Source organism: Streptomyces jeddahensis (assembly GCF_001642995.1).
Lineage (GTDB): Bacteria > Actinomycetota > Actinomycetes > Streptomycetales > Streptomycetaceae > Streptomyces > Streptomyces jeddahensis.
Genome location: NZ_LOHS01000091.1, coordinates 13,164 through 28,229, shown reverse-complemented (window position 1 = coordinate 28,229; position 15,066 = coordinate 13,164). Strand labels below are relative to the sequence as shown.

The window sequence follows — 15,066 nt, the reverse complement described above, 5'->3', positions numbered from 1 at the left end:
CACCGACGCAGAAGATCCTGACACCGGGGTAATCCGTGAAAAAGCTCTCCGCACGACGACGCCATCCGCTGGCGGCGGTCGTCGTCCTACTCCTCGCGCTGGCATGCACCGGGGGGCTGTACGCCGTGTTCGCGCCGGCGGACAAGGCACAGGCCGAAGAAACCTCCCAGTCCCTCGCCATCGACGAGGGCAAGAAGCTCTACTCGGTGGGCTGCGCGAGCTGCCACGGGACGGGCGGTCAGGGCACCTCCGACGGCCCGAGCCTGGTGGGTGTCGGTGCCGCCGCGGTCGACTTCCAGGTCGGCACCGGCCGTATGCCGGCCCAGCAGCCCGGCGCCCAGGTGCCGAAGAAGAAGAACATCTACACGCAGGCCGAGATCGACCAGCTCGCGGCGTACATCGCATCCCTGGGAGCCGGCCCGGCCATCCCCACCGCGGAGCTGTACAGCCCCGAGGGTGCGGACATCGCCAAGGGCGGTGAGCTCTTCCGTACGAACTGCGCGCAGTGCCACAACTTCACCGGTAAGGGCGGCGCCCTGACGCACGGCAAGTACGCCCCCTCGCTCGAGGACGTGGACCCCAAGCACATCTACGAGGCCATGCAGACGGGCCCGCAGAACATGCCGTCCTTCCCCGACACGACGATGTCGGAGCAGAACAAGAAGGACATCATCGGGTACCTCCACGCGGTCAACAGCGATGACACCGTCGAGCCGGGCGGCCTCAACCTGGGCGGCCTCGGGCCGGTCACCGAGGGCCTCTTCGGCTGGATCTTCGGTCTCGGTGCACTGGTCGCGGTCGCCATCTGGGTCGCCGCTCGGACCGCAAAGGCCAAGAAGTCATGAGTAGCCAAGACATTCCAGAGAAGAACCTGCCCACCGCGCAGGACGAGCACGGTGCCGCCGTAGCGGTCGCGGACGAGGAGAACCCGTTCGCCGACCCGGGGCTGCCGCCCCACGAGCACCGCATCCAGGACATCGACGAACGGGCCGCCAAGCGCTCCGAGCGCACCGTCGCCCTCCTGTTCACGACGTCCATGCTGGCCACGATCGGCTTCATCGCCTCCTACGTGACCATCCCGATCGACCAGAACATCTTCGTGTGGCCGATCGGGCACATCAGCGCGCTCAACTTCGCGCTGGGCATGACGCTCGGCGTCGCCCTGTTCGCCATCGGCGCGGGCGCGGTCCACTGGGCCCGCACCCTGATGTCCGACGAGGAGATCGTCGACGAGCGCCACGCGATCGAGGCAACGCCCGAGGTCAAGGCGAAGGTCATCGCCGACTTCAAGCAGGGCGCCAAGGAGTCCGCGCTCGGCCGGCGCAAGCTGATCCGCAACACCATGTTCGGTGCGCTGGCCCTCTTCCCGCTCTCCGGCATCGTCCTGCTGCGCGACCTGGGCCCGCTGCCCGGGACCAAGCTCCGCCACACGCTGTGGAAGCCGGGCAAGCTCCTGATCAACCAGAACACCCACGAGCCGATGCGTCCCTCGGACATCGCCGTCGGTTCGCTGACCTTCGCGCAGCCGGAGGGTCTGGAGGAGCACGACCACGATTTCCAGAAGGAGATCGCCAAGGCGGCCCTGATGCTCGTCCGCATCCAGCCGGACAACATCAAGGACAAGCAGACCCTGGAGTGGTCGCACGAGGGCATCCTGGCGTACTCGAAGATCTGCACCCACGTGGGCTGCCCGATCTCCCTGTACGAGCAGCAGACGCACCACGTCCTCTGCCCGTGCCACCAGTCCACCTTCGACCTCGCCGACGGCGGCAAGGTGATCTTCGGCCCGGCCGGTCACGCACTGCCGCAGCTGCGGATCGGTGTGAATGACGAGGGCTACCTCGAGGCGCTCGACGACTTCGAAGAGCCCGTCGGCCCTGCCTTCTGGGAGCGCGGATGAGTACTACGACGACCACAGACGCACGAGGCAAGGCACCGGCCGGCGAGCGCGTCGCCGACTGGGCCGACGGCCGGCTGGGGATCTACTCCCTGGCCAAGGCCAACCTGCGCAAGGTCTTCCCGGACCACCCGTCCTTCATGCTGGGCGAGATCTGCCTCTACAGCTTCATCATCATCATCCTCACGGGTGTGTACCTGACGCTGTTCTTCCACCCGTCGATGAACGAGGTGGAGTACACCGGCAGTTACGTCCCGCTGCAGGGCCAGCTGATGTCCGAGGCCTTCAACTCGACGATGCACATCAGCTTCGACGTCCGCGGCGGTCTGCTGATCCGGCAGATCCACCACTGGGCGGCCCTGGTCTTCCTCGCGGGCATGTTCGTGCACATGATGCGCGTCTTCTTCACGGGCGCGTTCCGCAAGCCGCGTGAGATCAACTGGGTGTTCGGCTTCCTGCTGTTCGTCCTCGGCATGTTCACCGGCTTCACCGGTTACTCGCTGCCGGACGACCTGCTCTCCGGCACCGGTGTCCGCTTCATGGAGGGCGCGGTCCTGTCCGTGCCGATCGTCGGCACGTACCTGTCGTTCTTCCTGTTCGGCGGAGAGTTCCCCGGCGGCGACTTCGTGGCCCGGTTCTTCGCGGTCCACGTGCTCCTGCTGCCGGGCATCATGCTCGGCCTGGTGGTGGCCCACCTGATCCTGGTCTTCTACCACAAGCACACGCAGTTCGCGGGTCCCGGACGGACCAACAACAACGTCGTGGGCATGCCGCTGATGCCGGTCTACATGGCCAAGGCCGGAGGCTTCTTCTTCCTGGTCTTCGGCGTCATCGCGGTCATCGCGGCGCTGGTGCAGATCAACCCGATCTGGTCCCTGGGTCCGTACCGTCCCGACCAGGTGTCCACCGGTGCGCAGCCCGACTGGTACATGGGCTTCTCCGAGGGCCTGATCCGTGCCATGCCGGGCTGGGAGATCGACTTCGCGGGCCACACGCTCGTCCTGGGTGTCTTCATCCCGCTGATGATCTTCCCGTTGGTGCTGGTCGCGATCGCGGTCTACCCGTTCATCGAGTCCTGGGTCACCGGCGACAAGCGCGAGCACCACATCCTGGACCGCCCGCGCAACGCCCCGACGCGTACGGCCGTCGGCGTCGCGTGGATCACCTGGTACTGCGTGATGCTGATCGGTGGTGGCAACGACCTGTTCGCCACGCACTTCCACCTGTCGATCAACGCCGTCACCTGGTTCGTCCGGATCGCGTTCTTCGTCGCACCGGTCATCGCGTTCGTCGTCACCAAGCGGATCTGTCTCGGTCTGCAGCGCCGCGACCGCGACAAGGTGCTGCACGGACGCGAGTCCGGCATCATCAAGCGCCTGCCGCACGGTGAGTTCATCGAGATCCACGAGCCGCTCAGCCAGGAGCAGCTGCACACGCTCACGGCGCACGAGCAGTACGAGCCCGTCGAGATCGGCCCGAAGGTCGACGAGCACGGCGTGGAGCGCAAGATCCCGGCCTCGGAGAAGCTGCGGGCCAAGCTGTCGAAGAACTACTACGGCGAGGGCCACCAGATCCCCAAGCCCACCGTCGAGGAGTTCAAGGAGATCACGAGCGGCCACGGCCACCACTGATCACACAGCTGAAGACCTGAGGGTCGCCACGGCAGGAGCCCCGTCCATTGCTTGGACGGGGCTCTTTGCCGTGCCATGGCCTGGATAGGGTGGGTTCCATCCGTATACGAGACCCAGGGCGGGGCCTCGTGCGGAGCCCTGTACGTGATGTCCGGTCGGCGGGGGTCTCCGTGTACGAGCGTCCGCCCGGGCTGAGCCCCAGGAGCGGCATATGAGCGCTGTGACCCCCGCAGGAGGCGACACCGCGGCGGGCCGTTCCTGGCCCGAGGTGCTGAGCGCACTGCTCGCCCGGCAGGACCTGAGCTCCGGCGACACGGCGTGGGCCATGGACCGCATCATGAGCGGCGAGGCCACGGACGCCCAGATCGCGGGCTTCATGGTGGCGCTGCGGGCCAAGGGAGAGACCGTCGAGGAGATCACCGGCCTCGTCGAGGCGATGTACGCGCACGCGCAGCCGCTCGACATCCCCGGGCCTGCCGTCGACATCGTCGGTACGGGCGGCGACCGGGCCAAGACGGTCAACATCTCGACGATGTCCGCCATCGTGATCGCGGGGGCCGGGGCCAGGGTGATCAAGCACGGCAACCGGGCCGCGTCCTCGGCGAGCGGGTCCTCCGATGTGCTGGAGAAGCTGGGCATCAACCTCGACCTGTCGCCCGAGCGTGTGGCGCAGGTGGTGGAGGAGGCCGGGATCACCTTCTGTTTCGCGGCCAAGTTCCATCCCGCGATGCGGTTCGTCGGGGCGGTCCGGCGGGATTTGGGCATCGCGACCTCGTTCAACCTCCTCGGTCCGCTGACCAACCCCGCCCGGGTCACCGCGTCCGCGATCGGCTGCTTCGACACCCGGATGGCGGGGCTCATGGCCGGCGTCCTCGCCGAGCGCGGCTCGTCCGCGCTGGTGTTCCGCGGCGACGACGGGCTCGACGAGCTGACGACGACCTCCACCTCGCGGGTGTGGGTCGTACGGGACGGGGCGGTGCGCGAGGAGAGCTTTGATCCGCGGGACGTCGGGATCGAGCTGGTGCCGGTCGAGGCGCTGCGGGGCGGGGACCCGTCCCACAACGCCGATGTGGCCCGCCGGCTGCTGGCCGGCGAGCCCGGGCCCGTACGGGACGCCGTGCTGCTCAACTCGGCGGCGGCGCTGGTCGCCTTCTCGCCCGGCGAGGGGTCGCTGGTGGAGCAGATCCGTGCCGGGATGGAGCGGGCCGCCGAGTCGATCGACTCTGGGGCGGCTCGGAGGGTGCTGGAGCGGTGGGTGGCTGCGAGTAACTCGTAGGGCCGGGTCGCCTGGTGGTGGGCTGAGCGGGGGTCCCGGCCCGCGGCTGGTGGGTGGCTGGTGCGCCGCCTGTCGGTGGGTGGGTCGGGGCGTACGCGTCCGCGGGTCCGCTCCGGTTCGCCACCTGCCGGTGGCTGGGTCGGGGCCGCGCCGGGATGTACGTCCTCGGTCTGGCGCCGAGCCGTACGTCGTCGGGTTGGCCCACACTTTGCGCCAGCCGCTGCGGGCGCACATCCCGCCACGTCCCCTTCGGCCGGAGGGCGCCTGCGGGTTGACCGTTGTGGCGGCGCGAGCCGTTCGCGTTGTGGGCAATCGTTCCGCAGGGCGGAACGGGTGGGCACAACCCACGACGGCGGGTGCCCCCACGTCGTACCTGTGCGGCAGCATCGCGCACCGTAAGACGGTGCAACCGCTGTCCGCGATGCGGACAGCGGTTGCGGCGCCGCGATCATCTGGCATAGTTCTCGACAGGTCATGAGCGACAGCGACCAGGCCCCGGCCCGCTGTCCGGCAACCCTCCGTCCGTGGCGGGGTGCCCCGGGTGAAGACCTGGCCGCAGGCAGAGGGGTCTGCGGCAAGCGCGGACCCCTTGTTCGGTTCCTGGGGTCCTGGTCCTCGAGGAGCTGTCTCGTGAGCAAGCGAATGCGATAGGGCGTCAGGCCCCTTCTCCGACACCCTTTTTCACCTTTCACCCTTCTTCTGCGCTTGAGCTGTCATGCCTGCTTGCGCAGTCGATTCGCTTTGTTTTCACGGGAGTTCACCATGTCTGTCTCCACCGCTGCCGCCGACCAGTCCGTTTGCACCCCGCTGCCCGTTCTGGGGCGTGATGTCCTCGTCCCGCTCGTCACCGGCGGCGAGGTCACGTACGCCGCCCTCGACTACGCCGCGAGCGCCCCGGCACTGCAGCGGGTGTGGGACGACGTGGCGGCGTACGCGCCGTACTACGGGAGCGTGCACCGCGGCGCCGGGTACCTGTCGCAGCTGTCGACGGACCTCTTCGAGAACGCGCGGCGGACCGTCGCGGAGTTCCTCGGCTGCCGGGACGGGGACCAGGTCGTCTTCACCCGGTCGACCACCGATTCGCTCAATCTGCTGGCCGCCGCGCTGCCCGAGGGGTGCCAGGTCTTCGTCTTCGAGACCGAGCACCACGCGTCGCTGCTGCCGTGGCGCGATGCGCGGGTGACGTATCTCGACGCGCCTCGTACGCCGGAGCAGGCCGTGCGGACGCTGGAGCAGGCGTTGGCGGACCGTGATCCCTACGGGCCGGCGCTGGTCTGTGTCACCGGGGCGTCCAACGTGACCGGTGAGCTGTGGCCCGTTCGGGAGCTGGCGGCCGCCGCGCATGCGCACGGTGCGCGGATCGTGCTCGACGCAGCCCAGCTCGCCCCCCATCACCCCGTGTCGATAGGGGAGTTGGACGTCGACTGGGTGGCCTTCTCCGGGCACAAGCTGTACGCGCCGTTCGGGTCGGGTGTCCTCGCCGGGCGCGCCGACTGGCTGCAGGACGCGGAGCCGTATCTCGCGGGTGGTGGCGCCAGCCGGAAGGTCGCGCGGCGCGCGGACGGTGGGGTGGACGTGGAGTGGCACACCACCGCCGCGCGCCACGAGGCCGGTTCCCCCAATGTGATCGGTGCCTATGCGATCGCGTCGGCGTGCAAGGCGCTCACCGAGGCCGGGTTCGATGGGCTGGTCGCGCGGGAGCAGCAGCTGGTCGCGGCCGTGCGGGCGGGGCTCGCCGAGGTGCCCGAGGTGCGGGTGCTCTCGCTGTTCGGTGATGACGCGCCCCGGGTGGGGGTCATCTCTTTCGTGGTCGAAGGGTGGAACAGCTCGCACTTCGCGGCCGCGCTGTCCGCGGAGTACGGGATCGGTGTACGGGACGGGCTGTTCTGCGCCCACCCGCTCGTACGCACTCTGCTCGGCAGCGAGCCGCAGGCGCAGGGGGAGTGCGGTGCGCCCGAGGCCGCCCCCGGTGAGAAGTCGCTCAACGCCATCCGGGTGAGCTTCGGCGCGGGCACGCCGGACGAGCACGTCGAGCGGTTCGTGCGGGCCGTCAAGGAGCTCGTCCGGGACGGTGCCCGGTGGAACTACCGGACCGAGGACGGGCGTTGCGTTCCTGACACCTCTGCCTGAGGCACGAGGTCCGGGCGGTACGGCAGCCGGGCGCCGAGAAGGATCATGCGCAGGGCGCGTTCCGTCGCGTCGGTGAGGAACTCGCCGCCGCGGCCGAGCGCCTCGTGCAGCGTGACCGGCGCGGGCAGGATCGAGCTGTACGCGTCCACGCCCGAGGACCGGACCTGGTGGGCGCCCTCGCCGATCGTGCCGGCCAGGGCGAGGACCGGGCGTCCGAACCGCTTGGCCCGCCGGGCCACTTCGGCCGGGATCTTGCCGAGGGGTGTCTGGTGGTCCAGTGCTCCCTCGGCGGTGACGACCAGGTCGGCGCGTGCAAGGCGGGTGTCCAGGTCGAGGTGGTCCAGGAGGACGTCGAAGCGGGGGAGCAGACGGGCGCCGAGGGCGGCGAGTCCGGCCCCCAGGCCGCCGGAGGCGCCCGTGCCGGGCCCGCGGTGCAGGTCGGTGCGCACGTCGAGGTCGCGGGTGAGGATGTCCGCCCAGCGCTCCAGGGCGGCTGACAGTTCCTCCACCTGGGCGGGCGTCGCGCCCTTCTGCGGGCCGAAGACGCGGGCGACTCCGCGCTCGCCGCACAGCACGTTGAACGGGTTGCAGGCGACGAGCAGTTCGGTTTCGTGCAGGCGTGGGTCGAGGTGTGACGGGTCGATGCGGTGGAGCCGGTTCAACGCGGCGCCTCCGGGCGGCAGTTCCCAGCCGTTCGCGTCCAGCAGCCTCGCGCCGAGCGCCTGGAGGGCACCGGCGCCCCCGTCCGACGTACCCGAATCGCCGCAGCCGACGAGGATGCGGCGTGCTCCCGCGTCGAGCGCGGCGCGGATCAGCTCGCCGACGCCGTACGTCGTGGTGGCGCCCGGGTCGCGCAGGCCGCGCGGGACCAGGGACAGACCCGCGACCGCCGCCATCTCGACGACCGCTGTGTGGGCGTCGAGGAGCGCGAAGTGGGTGCCGACCGGCTCGCCGACCGGGCCCGTCGCGGGCAGCGAGACGAGCCGGCCGCCACGGGCCGCGGCCAGCGCGGCGGCCGTGCCCTCGCCGCCGTCCACCAGCGGGATCAGGTCGACGTCGGCGTCGGGGACGACGCGGCGAACGCCCTCGGCAATGGCCTTGGCGGCGTCAGGCGCGGACAGGGACTCCTTGAAGCCGCTGGGGGCGACGGCGATACGAGTGAGCATCGGGGCTCCTTGGGTGAGGTCAGCGGACGGGGACGCCGAGCAGCGGCCACACGGCGAGGGCGAAGAGCAGGACGAGCGCGGCGGTGAGCGGGGCCAGCACGGCGGACAGGCGCAGCAGGTCGCGCGGGGTGTAGGTGGGCGTACCGGGAAGGTCGGCGAACAGGGCGACCGGCTTCGCGGAGGCGGGGAGCGTGTGGCAGAAGCCCGCCGCGGCCGTGGAGGCGAGAGCCGCAGCGACCGGGTTGACGCCGGCGGCTGCCGCGGCGGCGACCACCAGCGGGACGAGTACGGACGAGCGTGCCGAGCGGGACTGCAGGATCAGATGCGCCGCCGTGCTGACCGCCGTGACGACGGCGAGGAAGAGCCAGGGCGACACATCGAGCGGGACGCCGCCCACCAGCCACGTCGCCGCCCCCGAATCGGCGAGTGCCACGCCCATCGCCATCGTCGCCGCCATGAACAGCAGCAGCGACCACGGCACGGTCTTCAGGGCGTCCTTCAGGCGTACGGTGCCGAGCGCCGGAGAGGCCGCGACCACCGCTCCGATCAGGGCCACGACGGCGGGCGGTACCTGGTGCAGCGGCTCGCTGCACCACAGGGCGACGACCGTGCCGAGCAGCAGGAGACAGCGGGTCTCGGCGGGCGTCCAGGGACCGGTGACCGGGTCGTCGCTGTGCTCCTGGATCTGTTCGGCGGTGATCTTGACCGGGCCGCGCCGGTCGGCGCGCCTGGTCGTCGTCAGCAGCACCGCCTCCGCCGCCAGATGGGACGAGACGACCGCCAGCGGCAGGCCGAGGAGCAGCCACTGCGTGAAGCCGATCCGCTCGCCGGTCGCCTCCCACAGCACCGACACGGTGATCAGATGCGCTCCCGCACCGATCAGCGTGGCGACCGCGGACAGCAGGATCACGGTCGGGAACAGCAGCGCCAGCATCACGACCAGGCGCTTGCGGTCCGCCAGGGCCTTGGCGAGCGCGAGGAAGACCGGCAGCGCGAGCGCGGCCCGGCCCGAGGTGGCCGGTACCGCGAAGGCGGTGACGACCAGCGCCGCGGTGGTCAGGTGCACCAACTGCCGCACGCTGCGCGCCCCGCCGACGAGGAAGGCCGCGGCCCGCCCCGCGAGCCCGCTGCGCGCCACGGCCGCGGCGAGGACGAAGGCGCAGATCAGCAGCCACACCGTCGCGTCGCCGAGCGTCCCGAACAGCGTCTCGCTGCTGATCACGCCGGTGGCCGTCAGTGCGAGTCCCGCGCCCAGCGCGATGTATGTGTCGTCGACCGTCGTGCCGATCCAGGCGCAGGTCGCGAGGGCGAAGACGGCGAGCGTCAGGCGGGCGTCACCGCTGAGCCCGGGGAAGTTCCCGGGCACCAGCAGCAGGGCGCAGAGGGACAGCGCGACGCAGAGTGTCGCGGTGTTCCGCAGGTTCAGGGTCACGCCATCGAGCGTTCACTGATGCGGTGAGTCCTTGATGAGCCGTACATGAAGGGAATTTCATGACACCCGCAACGCCGTATGACTCCCGCAAGGCCGGCAGTCAGCCCGCCAGTCGGTAGCCCATCCCGCGCACCGTCTCCACCTGCTGCGCCCCCAGTTTCTTGCGCAGCGCCCGCACGTACACGTCGACGATGTTGGAGCCCGGGTCGAAGTCGTATCCCCACACGTGCGACAGGATCTGCTCGCGCGAGAGCACCTGCCCGGGGTGGCGCAGGAACAGTTCCAGGAGCACGAACTCACGAGCCGTCAGATCCACCGTCCGCTCCCCGGCCCGCGCCCGGCGGGTGCGCAGGTCCAGCGACAGCGTGCCGCTGCGCAACACGGTGACCTCGGGTGCCCTGGCGGCGGTGCGCAGGCGCAGCCGCACGCGCGCAAGGAGTTCCTCGAAGCGGAACGGCTTGGTCATCCAGTCGTCCGCGCCGCCCTCCAGGCCCGCCACCGTGTCCCGTACGGAGTCCCGGGCGGTCAGCACGATCACCGGCACCGTCACCCGGGCCTCGCGCAGTTCGCGCAGCACCGTGAAGCCGTCCCGGCCCGGCAGCCCGATGTCCAGGACCACCAGGTCGAAGCCGCCCGTCAGTGCGTACTCGTAGGCCGTGTCGCCGTCGGCGACGACCGTCGTGGTGAAGCCGTTGGCGCGCAGACCCTTCTCCACGAAGGAGGCGATGCGCTCCTCGTCCTCGACGATGAGTATGCGGTTCACGTTCCGTCCCCGATCATGCCCATGGGCGTTCCTCCTCCAGTACGAGCACGAACGTGGCGCCGCCGCCCTCCGTGTCGCGCAGCCGTACCCGTCCCCGGTGGCCCTCCGCGATCGCCTTGACGATGGCCAGGCCAAGACCGGCCCCGGAGGAGCGGGTGCCGCGGCGGGCCGTGCCGCGGCGGAACCGTTCGAAGATCACCTCGGCGTCCTCGGGGCGCACGCCGGGCCCCGAGTCCGCGACGTACAGCTCGACACCGCGGTCCGTGCCGCGTGAGCCGATGCGTATCGGCTGGCCCGGGCCGGTGTGCTGCACGGCGTTCTGCGCCAGCTGCACCATCGCCTGCGTGATGCGCTGCGGGTCGAGGCGCACCTCCCGGTCGGCGGTCTCGGCCAGCTCCCAGCGGCGGTCGCCCAGGGTGCGGGCCTTGACGTAGACGTCCGCGGTGAGCTCGGCGAGCTGCACCGGTTCGGGCCTGACGAAGTCGGGGCGCTCGGCCTTGGCGAGGAGCAGCAGGTCCTCGACGATCCGGCTCATCCGGTCCAGTTCGTCGGTGACAAGGCGCAGGGTCTCCTCGCGCTCGGCGGGGTCGTCCCCCATCAGCTCGAGATGGCCGCGCACGATGGTGATCGGGGTACGCAGCTCGTGCCCGGCGTCGTCGACGAACTGGCGCTGGGCGGCGAAGGCGCGCTCCAGCCGGTCGAGCATCGCGTTGAACGTCTCGGCGAGCGCGGCGACGTCGTCGCGGCCGCGGACCGGGATACGCCGGGTCAAGTCCTGCTCGGTGAGCTGCGCGGCCGCGGTGCGCACCAGCCGTACCGGCTTGAGGATGCGCCCCGCGACGACCCACCCGATGCCCGTCGTCATCAGCAGGGCGACGCCGGAGATGGCGAGCAGGATGCGGAACACCTCGTCCGCGCCCGCCTGTTCGCCTGCCGGATGGAAGGCGACGACGAAGGCGGCCTCCGGTTCGCCGCCGTGCCGGGCGACGACGACCTTGGCCCAGCGGATCTCGCCCGCGGCGCGGTGCAGGGTGCCGGAGGCCTCCGGCGACTCGAAGATACGGCGCCCGGCGTCGGAGTCCTCGTGCAGGGGCCGCCTGACGTCGATCTCGCGCGGCTGGGTGAGCTGTGCGGGGTCCGTGCCCGGCCGGCCCACCAGGCCGATCAGCTCCTCGTCCGGGTCGGCGTACTGCCGTTCCAGGAAGACCCGCAGCAGCCGCGCCGGATCGGTGAACGGCCGGCCGGTCTCCGGGTCGACGCCGCGCTCCTCGAAATGGGCGAACTCGCCGGTCTCCTGCGCGAGCAGCTGGTCCACCCGGTGGTCGACGTCGCGCAGCAGGATCGAGCGGGTGGTCGCGGCGACGGCGGCGAAGGCCACGGCCATCATGAGCAGCAGCCACAGCAGGATGCGGACCCGGGCGGAGACCCGCCGCCCGGGCTCAGCCGTCGTCGCCCGGTCCGTCGTCGTCGCCGGGTCCGTCGTCGTCCCGGCCTCCCGTGCCGCCGTCGTCGTCATCGTCGTCCGTGGGGTTGTCGCTGACCGGTGGCCGGGACACGACCTCGTCGCTCGGTGTCGGCTCCGGGGTGGTGGGGGTGGCCGACGGCGAGCCGCTGTCCAGCTCCACCTTGGGCGGTACCCGGGGTGTGTCGGGGCTGTCCGTCAGGGCGTAGCTGGTCGCGGCGATGCCCAGGGGTATCGCCACGACGGCGGCCAGGGCGGCCATGCGGTGGGAGAAGACCATGAGGCGATCCTGCGTGCCCCGACGCGCCGCGGGGATGAGCCGGAGATGAAGAACTCTTCATCTCCGCGTCGTCCCGGCGTCCCGCACTGCGGTACGGGGTTACGAGTCGAGGCCGATCGCGAACGCCGCCTCCAGGTCGTGCTGCGAGTACGTACGGAACGCGACATGCGTGTCCGTGGCCTCCACGCCCGGGATCTTGCTGATCCGGCCGGGGATCACGTCCGCCAGGTCGTCGTGGTCCTTGACCCGGACCATGGCGATCAGGTCGTAGGTGCCCGTCACCGAGAAGACCTCGCTGACGTTGTCCAGCGCGGCGATGGATTCGGCGATCTCCGGGATCCGGTCCACGCTGGTCTTGATGAGCACGATCGCGGTGATCACGGTTTGCTGTCTCCCTCAGTGGCCGCGGGCTGGGGTTTCACTGTAGCCCTGCCGTACGCCTTCTCCCGCCGCCCGTACCGCGCCCACGCATAGAGGAAGCCCAGCGAGAAGCCCACGAGGTGGGCCAGGTACGCGACGCCCGGGCCCTGGCTCGGGCGGCTCATCGCCATCCACTGCAGCGCCACCCAGAAGGGCAGGACCACCCAGGCCGGGAAGCGCAGCGGCAGGAAGAACAGGAACGGGAACAGGCTGGTGACGCGGGCCCGGGGGAACAGGAACAGGAACGCGCCGAGGACCGCGGAGATCGCCCCTGACGCGCCCACCAGCGTCTGCTGCGAGCCCGCGTGCGCGGCGGCGTAGCCGAGCAGCGCCAGATAGCCGCAGCCCACATAGAACAGCGCGAACTCGATGTGGCCCATGTGCTCCTCGGCCATCACGCCGAAGACGTACAGGAAGAGCATGTTCCCCATCAGGTGCAGCCAGCTGCCGTGCACGAACAGCGCCGTGGCGGGGGTCATAGCTGCCCGCGGCGCCCCGCTGAACAGCTCCGCGGGCACCACGCCCCAGCGCTCGAAGTACGCCACCTGGGCGGTGATCAGCTCCTGTCCGGTGCCGTACACGGGGTTCAGTGCGGCGGCCGGTCCGGTGACGAAGATCAGGCAGCACAGGACCATCACGCCGTAGGTCACGGGGGCGGTCCGGCCCCTCCCCCATTGCCTTGAGGGCATGGGAGGTACCCCCAGCGCCCGGTGAATCGCCGTGCGCAGGCCACCACGCCGTTTTCCCATCACGGTCAGAGCATGACGTAACGGGACCAAGCCGTGCGGACCGCCTCGCCGCGACCGGGGCCCGAGCACGGGGTACCCGGCAGGCCGTAGGGTTACGTGCCATCCGCACCAGGTAAACGGACGCACCATGGATACAGGCGCACCCGTGCTCCCGAGGCGAGCCTTGAACACTGAAGCTCGAAGGAAAGCGACGGCACGATGACGGTTCCCCTGCCGACGGCCCAGACCCGCTGGCGCTGCACGCTCTGCGGCAATCTCACGCGGTTCGACGTGACCCGTTCGTCGAAGGTCGTCGAGTACGTGCATCTCGATCTGGCCGGGGAACCGACCGTCGAGGAGCGCGAGGTGGTCAGTGAGACCATCGAGTCGGTGCGCTGCCGCTGGTGCAACGCGGTGGACCAGGTGGAACTCGTCGACAGGCCGGGAGCCGGCTCCTGACTGGAGCGGGCCCCGCACAAGCATTTGGGGTGACGGATGGTGGAGACCACAGGCGGGGAGCCGGCCGACGGCACCGCTGAGGTGCTCGACCGCCCGCTGCCCGACGGCGTGCGCCGCCGGGTCGTCCAGATCGTGTCGGACGGCTTCGGCGGGCTGACCTTCACTGAACTGCCCGCGCAGCTCAGACAGTACGCACGCTTCACGCCCAGCCGGCGCGCCAAGTTCGCGGCCAACGCGATGGCGGCGGCCGTGGAGACGGACCCGATCTTCCGCCAGCGCATCGCGGAGCGGCTGCGCGAGGCCCAGCCCGAACTCGCCGGTGCGCTCGACTCGGGCGCACCGCCCCCGGCCGCGGACCCCCTGGACGTCGCGGCCGCGGCCTATGTGCTGCGTCCCGCGGGCTGGGTGAAGCTGGTGACCGCCGCGGGCGAGGAGGCCCAGCGGGCGCACGCCGAGCGCGCCGACGAGGAGACCCGCGCCGAGCTGGAGCGGCTGCGCGAGGAGCTCACTGCGGCCCGCGACCAGACCAGGATCGACACGGAACGGCTGCGCACGGAGCTGGAGTCGGCCAAGAAGGAGGCCGACGCGCTGCAGCGCAAGCTGCGCGCGGCCCTCAGCGACGTCAAGCGCGGCGAGGCCGCACTGCGCAAGGCACGGGCCGAGGCCGACGCCGTACGGACCGAGGGCCAGGCGCAGTTGTCCGCCGCGGAGAGCGAGGCGCGGCGGCTCAAGGCGCGGCTCTCGGAGACCGAGGCGGCGCTGGAGGCGAGCCGCCGGGCGGCGCGCGAGGGCCGCAGCGTCGAGGACATGCGCGTACGGCTGCTGCTCGACACCGTCCTGGACGCCGCCCAGGGGCTGCGCCGCGAACTGGCCCTGCCGCCCGTCTCCGTACGGCCGGCCGAGACCGTGGACGCGGTGGAGCCGGGCCGGATGACCCCGAAGGACATCGCGGCCCGCGCGCTGTCGGACAGCGACCCGGCCGTCCTCGACCAGCTGCTCGCGCTGCCCCAGGTGCACCTCGTCGTGGACGGCTACAACGTCACCAAGACCGGCTATCCGCAGATGCCGCTCGAGAAGCAGCGGTTGCGGCTGCTCGGGCAGCTCTCGCTGCTCGCCGCGCAGACCGGTGCCGAGGTCACCTGCGTCTTCGACGGGGCCGAGCTCGCCGCGCCCGTGCTGCTCGCGCCGCCGCGCGGGGTCCGGGTGTTGTTCTCCAAGCCCGGCGTGACGGCCGACGAGCTGATCCGCCAGCTGGTGCGCGCCGAGCCGCCGGGGCGGCCCGTGGTGGTCGTCTCGACCGACCGCGAAGTGGCCGACGGCGTCGCGAAGGTGGGGGCTCGGCCGGTCGCCTCCGCGGTGCTCCTGAAGCGCTTTTCGCGCGGCTAAGCGGAGTAAGCGAGTCCTGTTCCCATAGGAGACATA

Annotated in this window: 14 protein-coding genes and 1 riboswitch; of the genes, 7 read left to right on the top strand and 7 right to left on the bottom strand. The window is 70.8% G+C overall.

Going from position 1 to position 15,066, the window contains the following annotated elements:
- Positions 1 to 35: 35 nt before the first annotated feature.
- From qcrC to STSP_RS20950, 5 genes are all read left to right on the top strand, one after another.
- Entirely contained in the window at positions 36 to 845 is an 810-nt protein-coding gene (gene qcrC / locus STSP_RS20970; RefSeq protein ID WP_067280289.1) for a cytochrome bc1 complex diheme cytochrome c subunit, read from the top strand.
- A complete protein-coding gene (gene qcrA, locus STSP_RS20965) occupies positions 842 to 1,900 on the top strand; it encodes a cytochrome bc1 complex Rieske iron-sulfur subunit (RefSeq protein ID WP_067280286.1) in 1,059 nt (352 codons plus the stop codon). The genes qcrC and qcrA overlap by 4 nt, the downstream gene beginning before the upstream one ends.
- Complete coding sequence (qcrB, locus tag STSP_RS20960; protein WP_067280283.1) at positions 1,897 to 3,528, top strand: cytochrome bc1 complex cytochrome b subunit; 1,632 nt, start codon at positions 1,897 to 1,899, stop codon at positions 3,526 to 3,528. The genes qcrA and qcrB overlap by 4 nt, the downstream gene beginning before the upstream one ends.
- A 211-nt stretch (positions 3,529 to 3,739) precedes the next feature.
- Entirely contained in the window at positions 3,740 to 4,804 is a 1,065-nt protein-coding gene (gene trpD, locus STSP_RS20955) for an anthranilate phosphoribosyltransferase (RefSeq protein ID WP_067280280.1), read from the top strand.
- 470 nt (positions 4,805 to 5,274) lie between these two features.
- A riboswitch (SAM riboswitch) is annotated at positions 5,275 to 5,391 on the top strand.
- Positions 5,392 to 5,566: 175 nt separating this feature from the next.
- Complete coding sequence (locus tag STSP_RS20950) at positions 5,567 to 6,934, top strand: aminotransferase class V-fold PLP-dependent enzyme (RefSeq protein WP_067280278.1); 1,368 nt, start codon at positions 5,567 to 5,569, stop codon at positions 6,932 to 6,934.
- On the opposite strand, the gene STSP_RS20945 is transcribed toward STSP_RS20950, so the two are convergent.
- From STSP_RS20945 to STSP_RS20915, 7 genes are all read right to left on the bottom strand, one after another.
- Entirely contained in the window at positions 6,889 to 8,100 is a 1,212-nt protein-coding gene (locus STSP_RS20945; RefSeq protein WP_067280275.1) for a glycerate kinase family protein, read from the bottom strand. The two genes, STSP_RS20950 and STSP_RS20945, sit on opposite strands and share 46 nt — an antisense overlap.
- A gap of 19 nt (positions 8,101 to 8,119) precedes the next feature.
- Positions 8,120 to 9,532, bottom strand: a complete 1,413-nt coding sequence (locus STSP_RS20940) for an SLC13 family permease (protein WP_067280273.1) — start codon at positions 9,530 to 9,532, stop codon at positions 8,120 to 8,122.
- 100 nt (positions 9,533 to 9,632) lie between these two features.
- Positions 9,633 to 10,295 (bottom strand): response regulator transcription factor, encoded by a 663-nt coding sequence (locus STSP_RS20935; protein WP_067280270.1) that lies wholly within the window; start codon positions 10,293 to 10,295, stop codon positions 9,633 to 9,635.
- Between the two features lie 13 nt (positions 10,296 to 10,308).
- Positions 10,309 to 11,679 carry a sensor histidine kinase gene (locus STSP_RS20930; protein ID WP_067280334.1) on the bottom strand — a complete coding sequence of 457 codons (1,371 nt, stop codon included), beginning with the start codon at positions 11,677 to 11,679 and terminating at the stop codon, positions 10,309 to 10,311.
- A gap of 55 nt (positions 11,680 to 11,734) precedes the next feature.
- Positions 11,735 to 12,037, bottom strand: a complete 303-nt coding sequence (locus STSP_RS20925; RefSeq protein WP_067280267.1) for a small secreted hydrophilic protein — start codon at positions 12,035 to 12,037, stop codon at positions 11,735 to 11,737.
- A 99-nt stretch (positions 12,038 to 12,136) separates the two neighbouring features.
- Positions 12,137 to 12,418: an Lrp/AsnC family transcriptional regulator gene (locus STSP_RS20920; protein ID WP_067280264.1), complete on the bottom strand. Its 282-nt coding sequence runs from the start codon at positions 12,416 to 12,418 to the stop codon at positions 12,137 to 12,139.
- On the bottom strand, positions 12,415 to 13,146 hold the full coding sequence (locus STSP_RS20915) for a rhomboid family intramembrane serine protease (RefSeq protein WP_067280262.1): 732 nt from the start codon (positions 13,144 to 13,146) through the stop codon (positions 12,415 to 12,417). Before STSP_RS20915 ends, STSP_RS20920 begins: the two co-directional genes overlap by 4 nt.
- Positions 13,147 to 13,404: 258 nt before the next feature.
- Between STSP_RS20915 and STSP_RS20910 the strand changes: the two genes are divergently transcribed.
- Complete coding sequence (locus tag STSP_RS20910) at positions 13,405 to 13,644, top strand: hypothetical protein (RefSeq protein WP_067280259.1); 240 nt, start codon at positions 13,405 to 13,407, stop codon at positions 13,642 to 13,644.
- A 36-nt stretch (positions 13,645 to 13,680) separates the two neighbouring features.
- Complete coding sequence (locus tag STSP_RS20905; RefSeq protein ID WP_067280257.1) at positions 13,681 to 15,030, top strand: NYN domain-containing protein; 1,350 nt, start codon at positions 13,681 to 13,683, stop codon at positions 15,028 to 15,030.
- The last annotated feature ends 36 nt before the right edge of the window (positions 15,031 to 15,066 follow it).

Excerpts from the sequence above, each read along its gene's own strand:
- STSP_RS20925 (WP_067280267.1), bottom strand. The coding sequence starts at position 12,037 with ATGGTCTTCTCCCACCGCATGGCCGCCCTGGCCGCCGTCGTGGCGATA.
- STSP_RS20950 (WP_067280278.1), top strand. The coding sequence starts at position 5,567 with ATGTCTGTCTCCACCGCTGCCGCCGACCAGTCCGTTTGCACCCCGCTG.
- STSP_RS20930 (WP_067280334.1), bottom strand. The coding sequence starts at position 11,679 with ATGGCCGTGGCCTTCGCCGCCGTCGCCGCGACCACCCGCTCGATCCTG.
- STSP_RS20905 (WP_067280257.1), top strand. The coding sequence starts at position 13,681 with ATGGTGGAGACCACAGGCGGGGAGCCGGCCGACGGCACCGCTGAGGTG.
- STSP_RS20910 (WP_067280259.1), top strand. The coding sequence starts at position 13,405 with ATGACGGTTCCCCTGCCGACGGCCCAGACCCGCTGGCGCTGCACGCTC.
- qcrB (WP_067280283.1), top strand. The coding sequence starts at position 1,897 with ATGAGTACTACGACGACCACAGACGCACGAGGCAAGGCACCGGCCGGC.
- STSP_RS20945 (WP_067280275.1), bottom strand. The coding sequence starts at position 8,100 with ATGCTCACTCGTATCGCCGTCGCCCCCAGCGGCTTCAAGGAGTCCCTG.
- STSP_RS20915 (WP_067280262.1), bottom strand. The coding sequence starts at position 13,146 with ATGCCCTCAAGGCAATGGGGGAGGGGCCGGACCGCCCCCGTGACCTAC.
- trpD (WP_067280280.1), top strand. The coding sequence starts at position 3,740 with ATGAGCGCTGTGACCCCCGCAGGAGGCGACACCGCGGCGGGCCGTTCC.
- qcrA (WP_067280286.1), top strand. The coding sequence starts at position 842 with ATGAGTAGCCAAGACATTCCAGAGAAGAACCTGCCCACCGCGCAGGAC.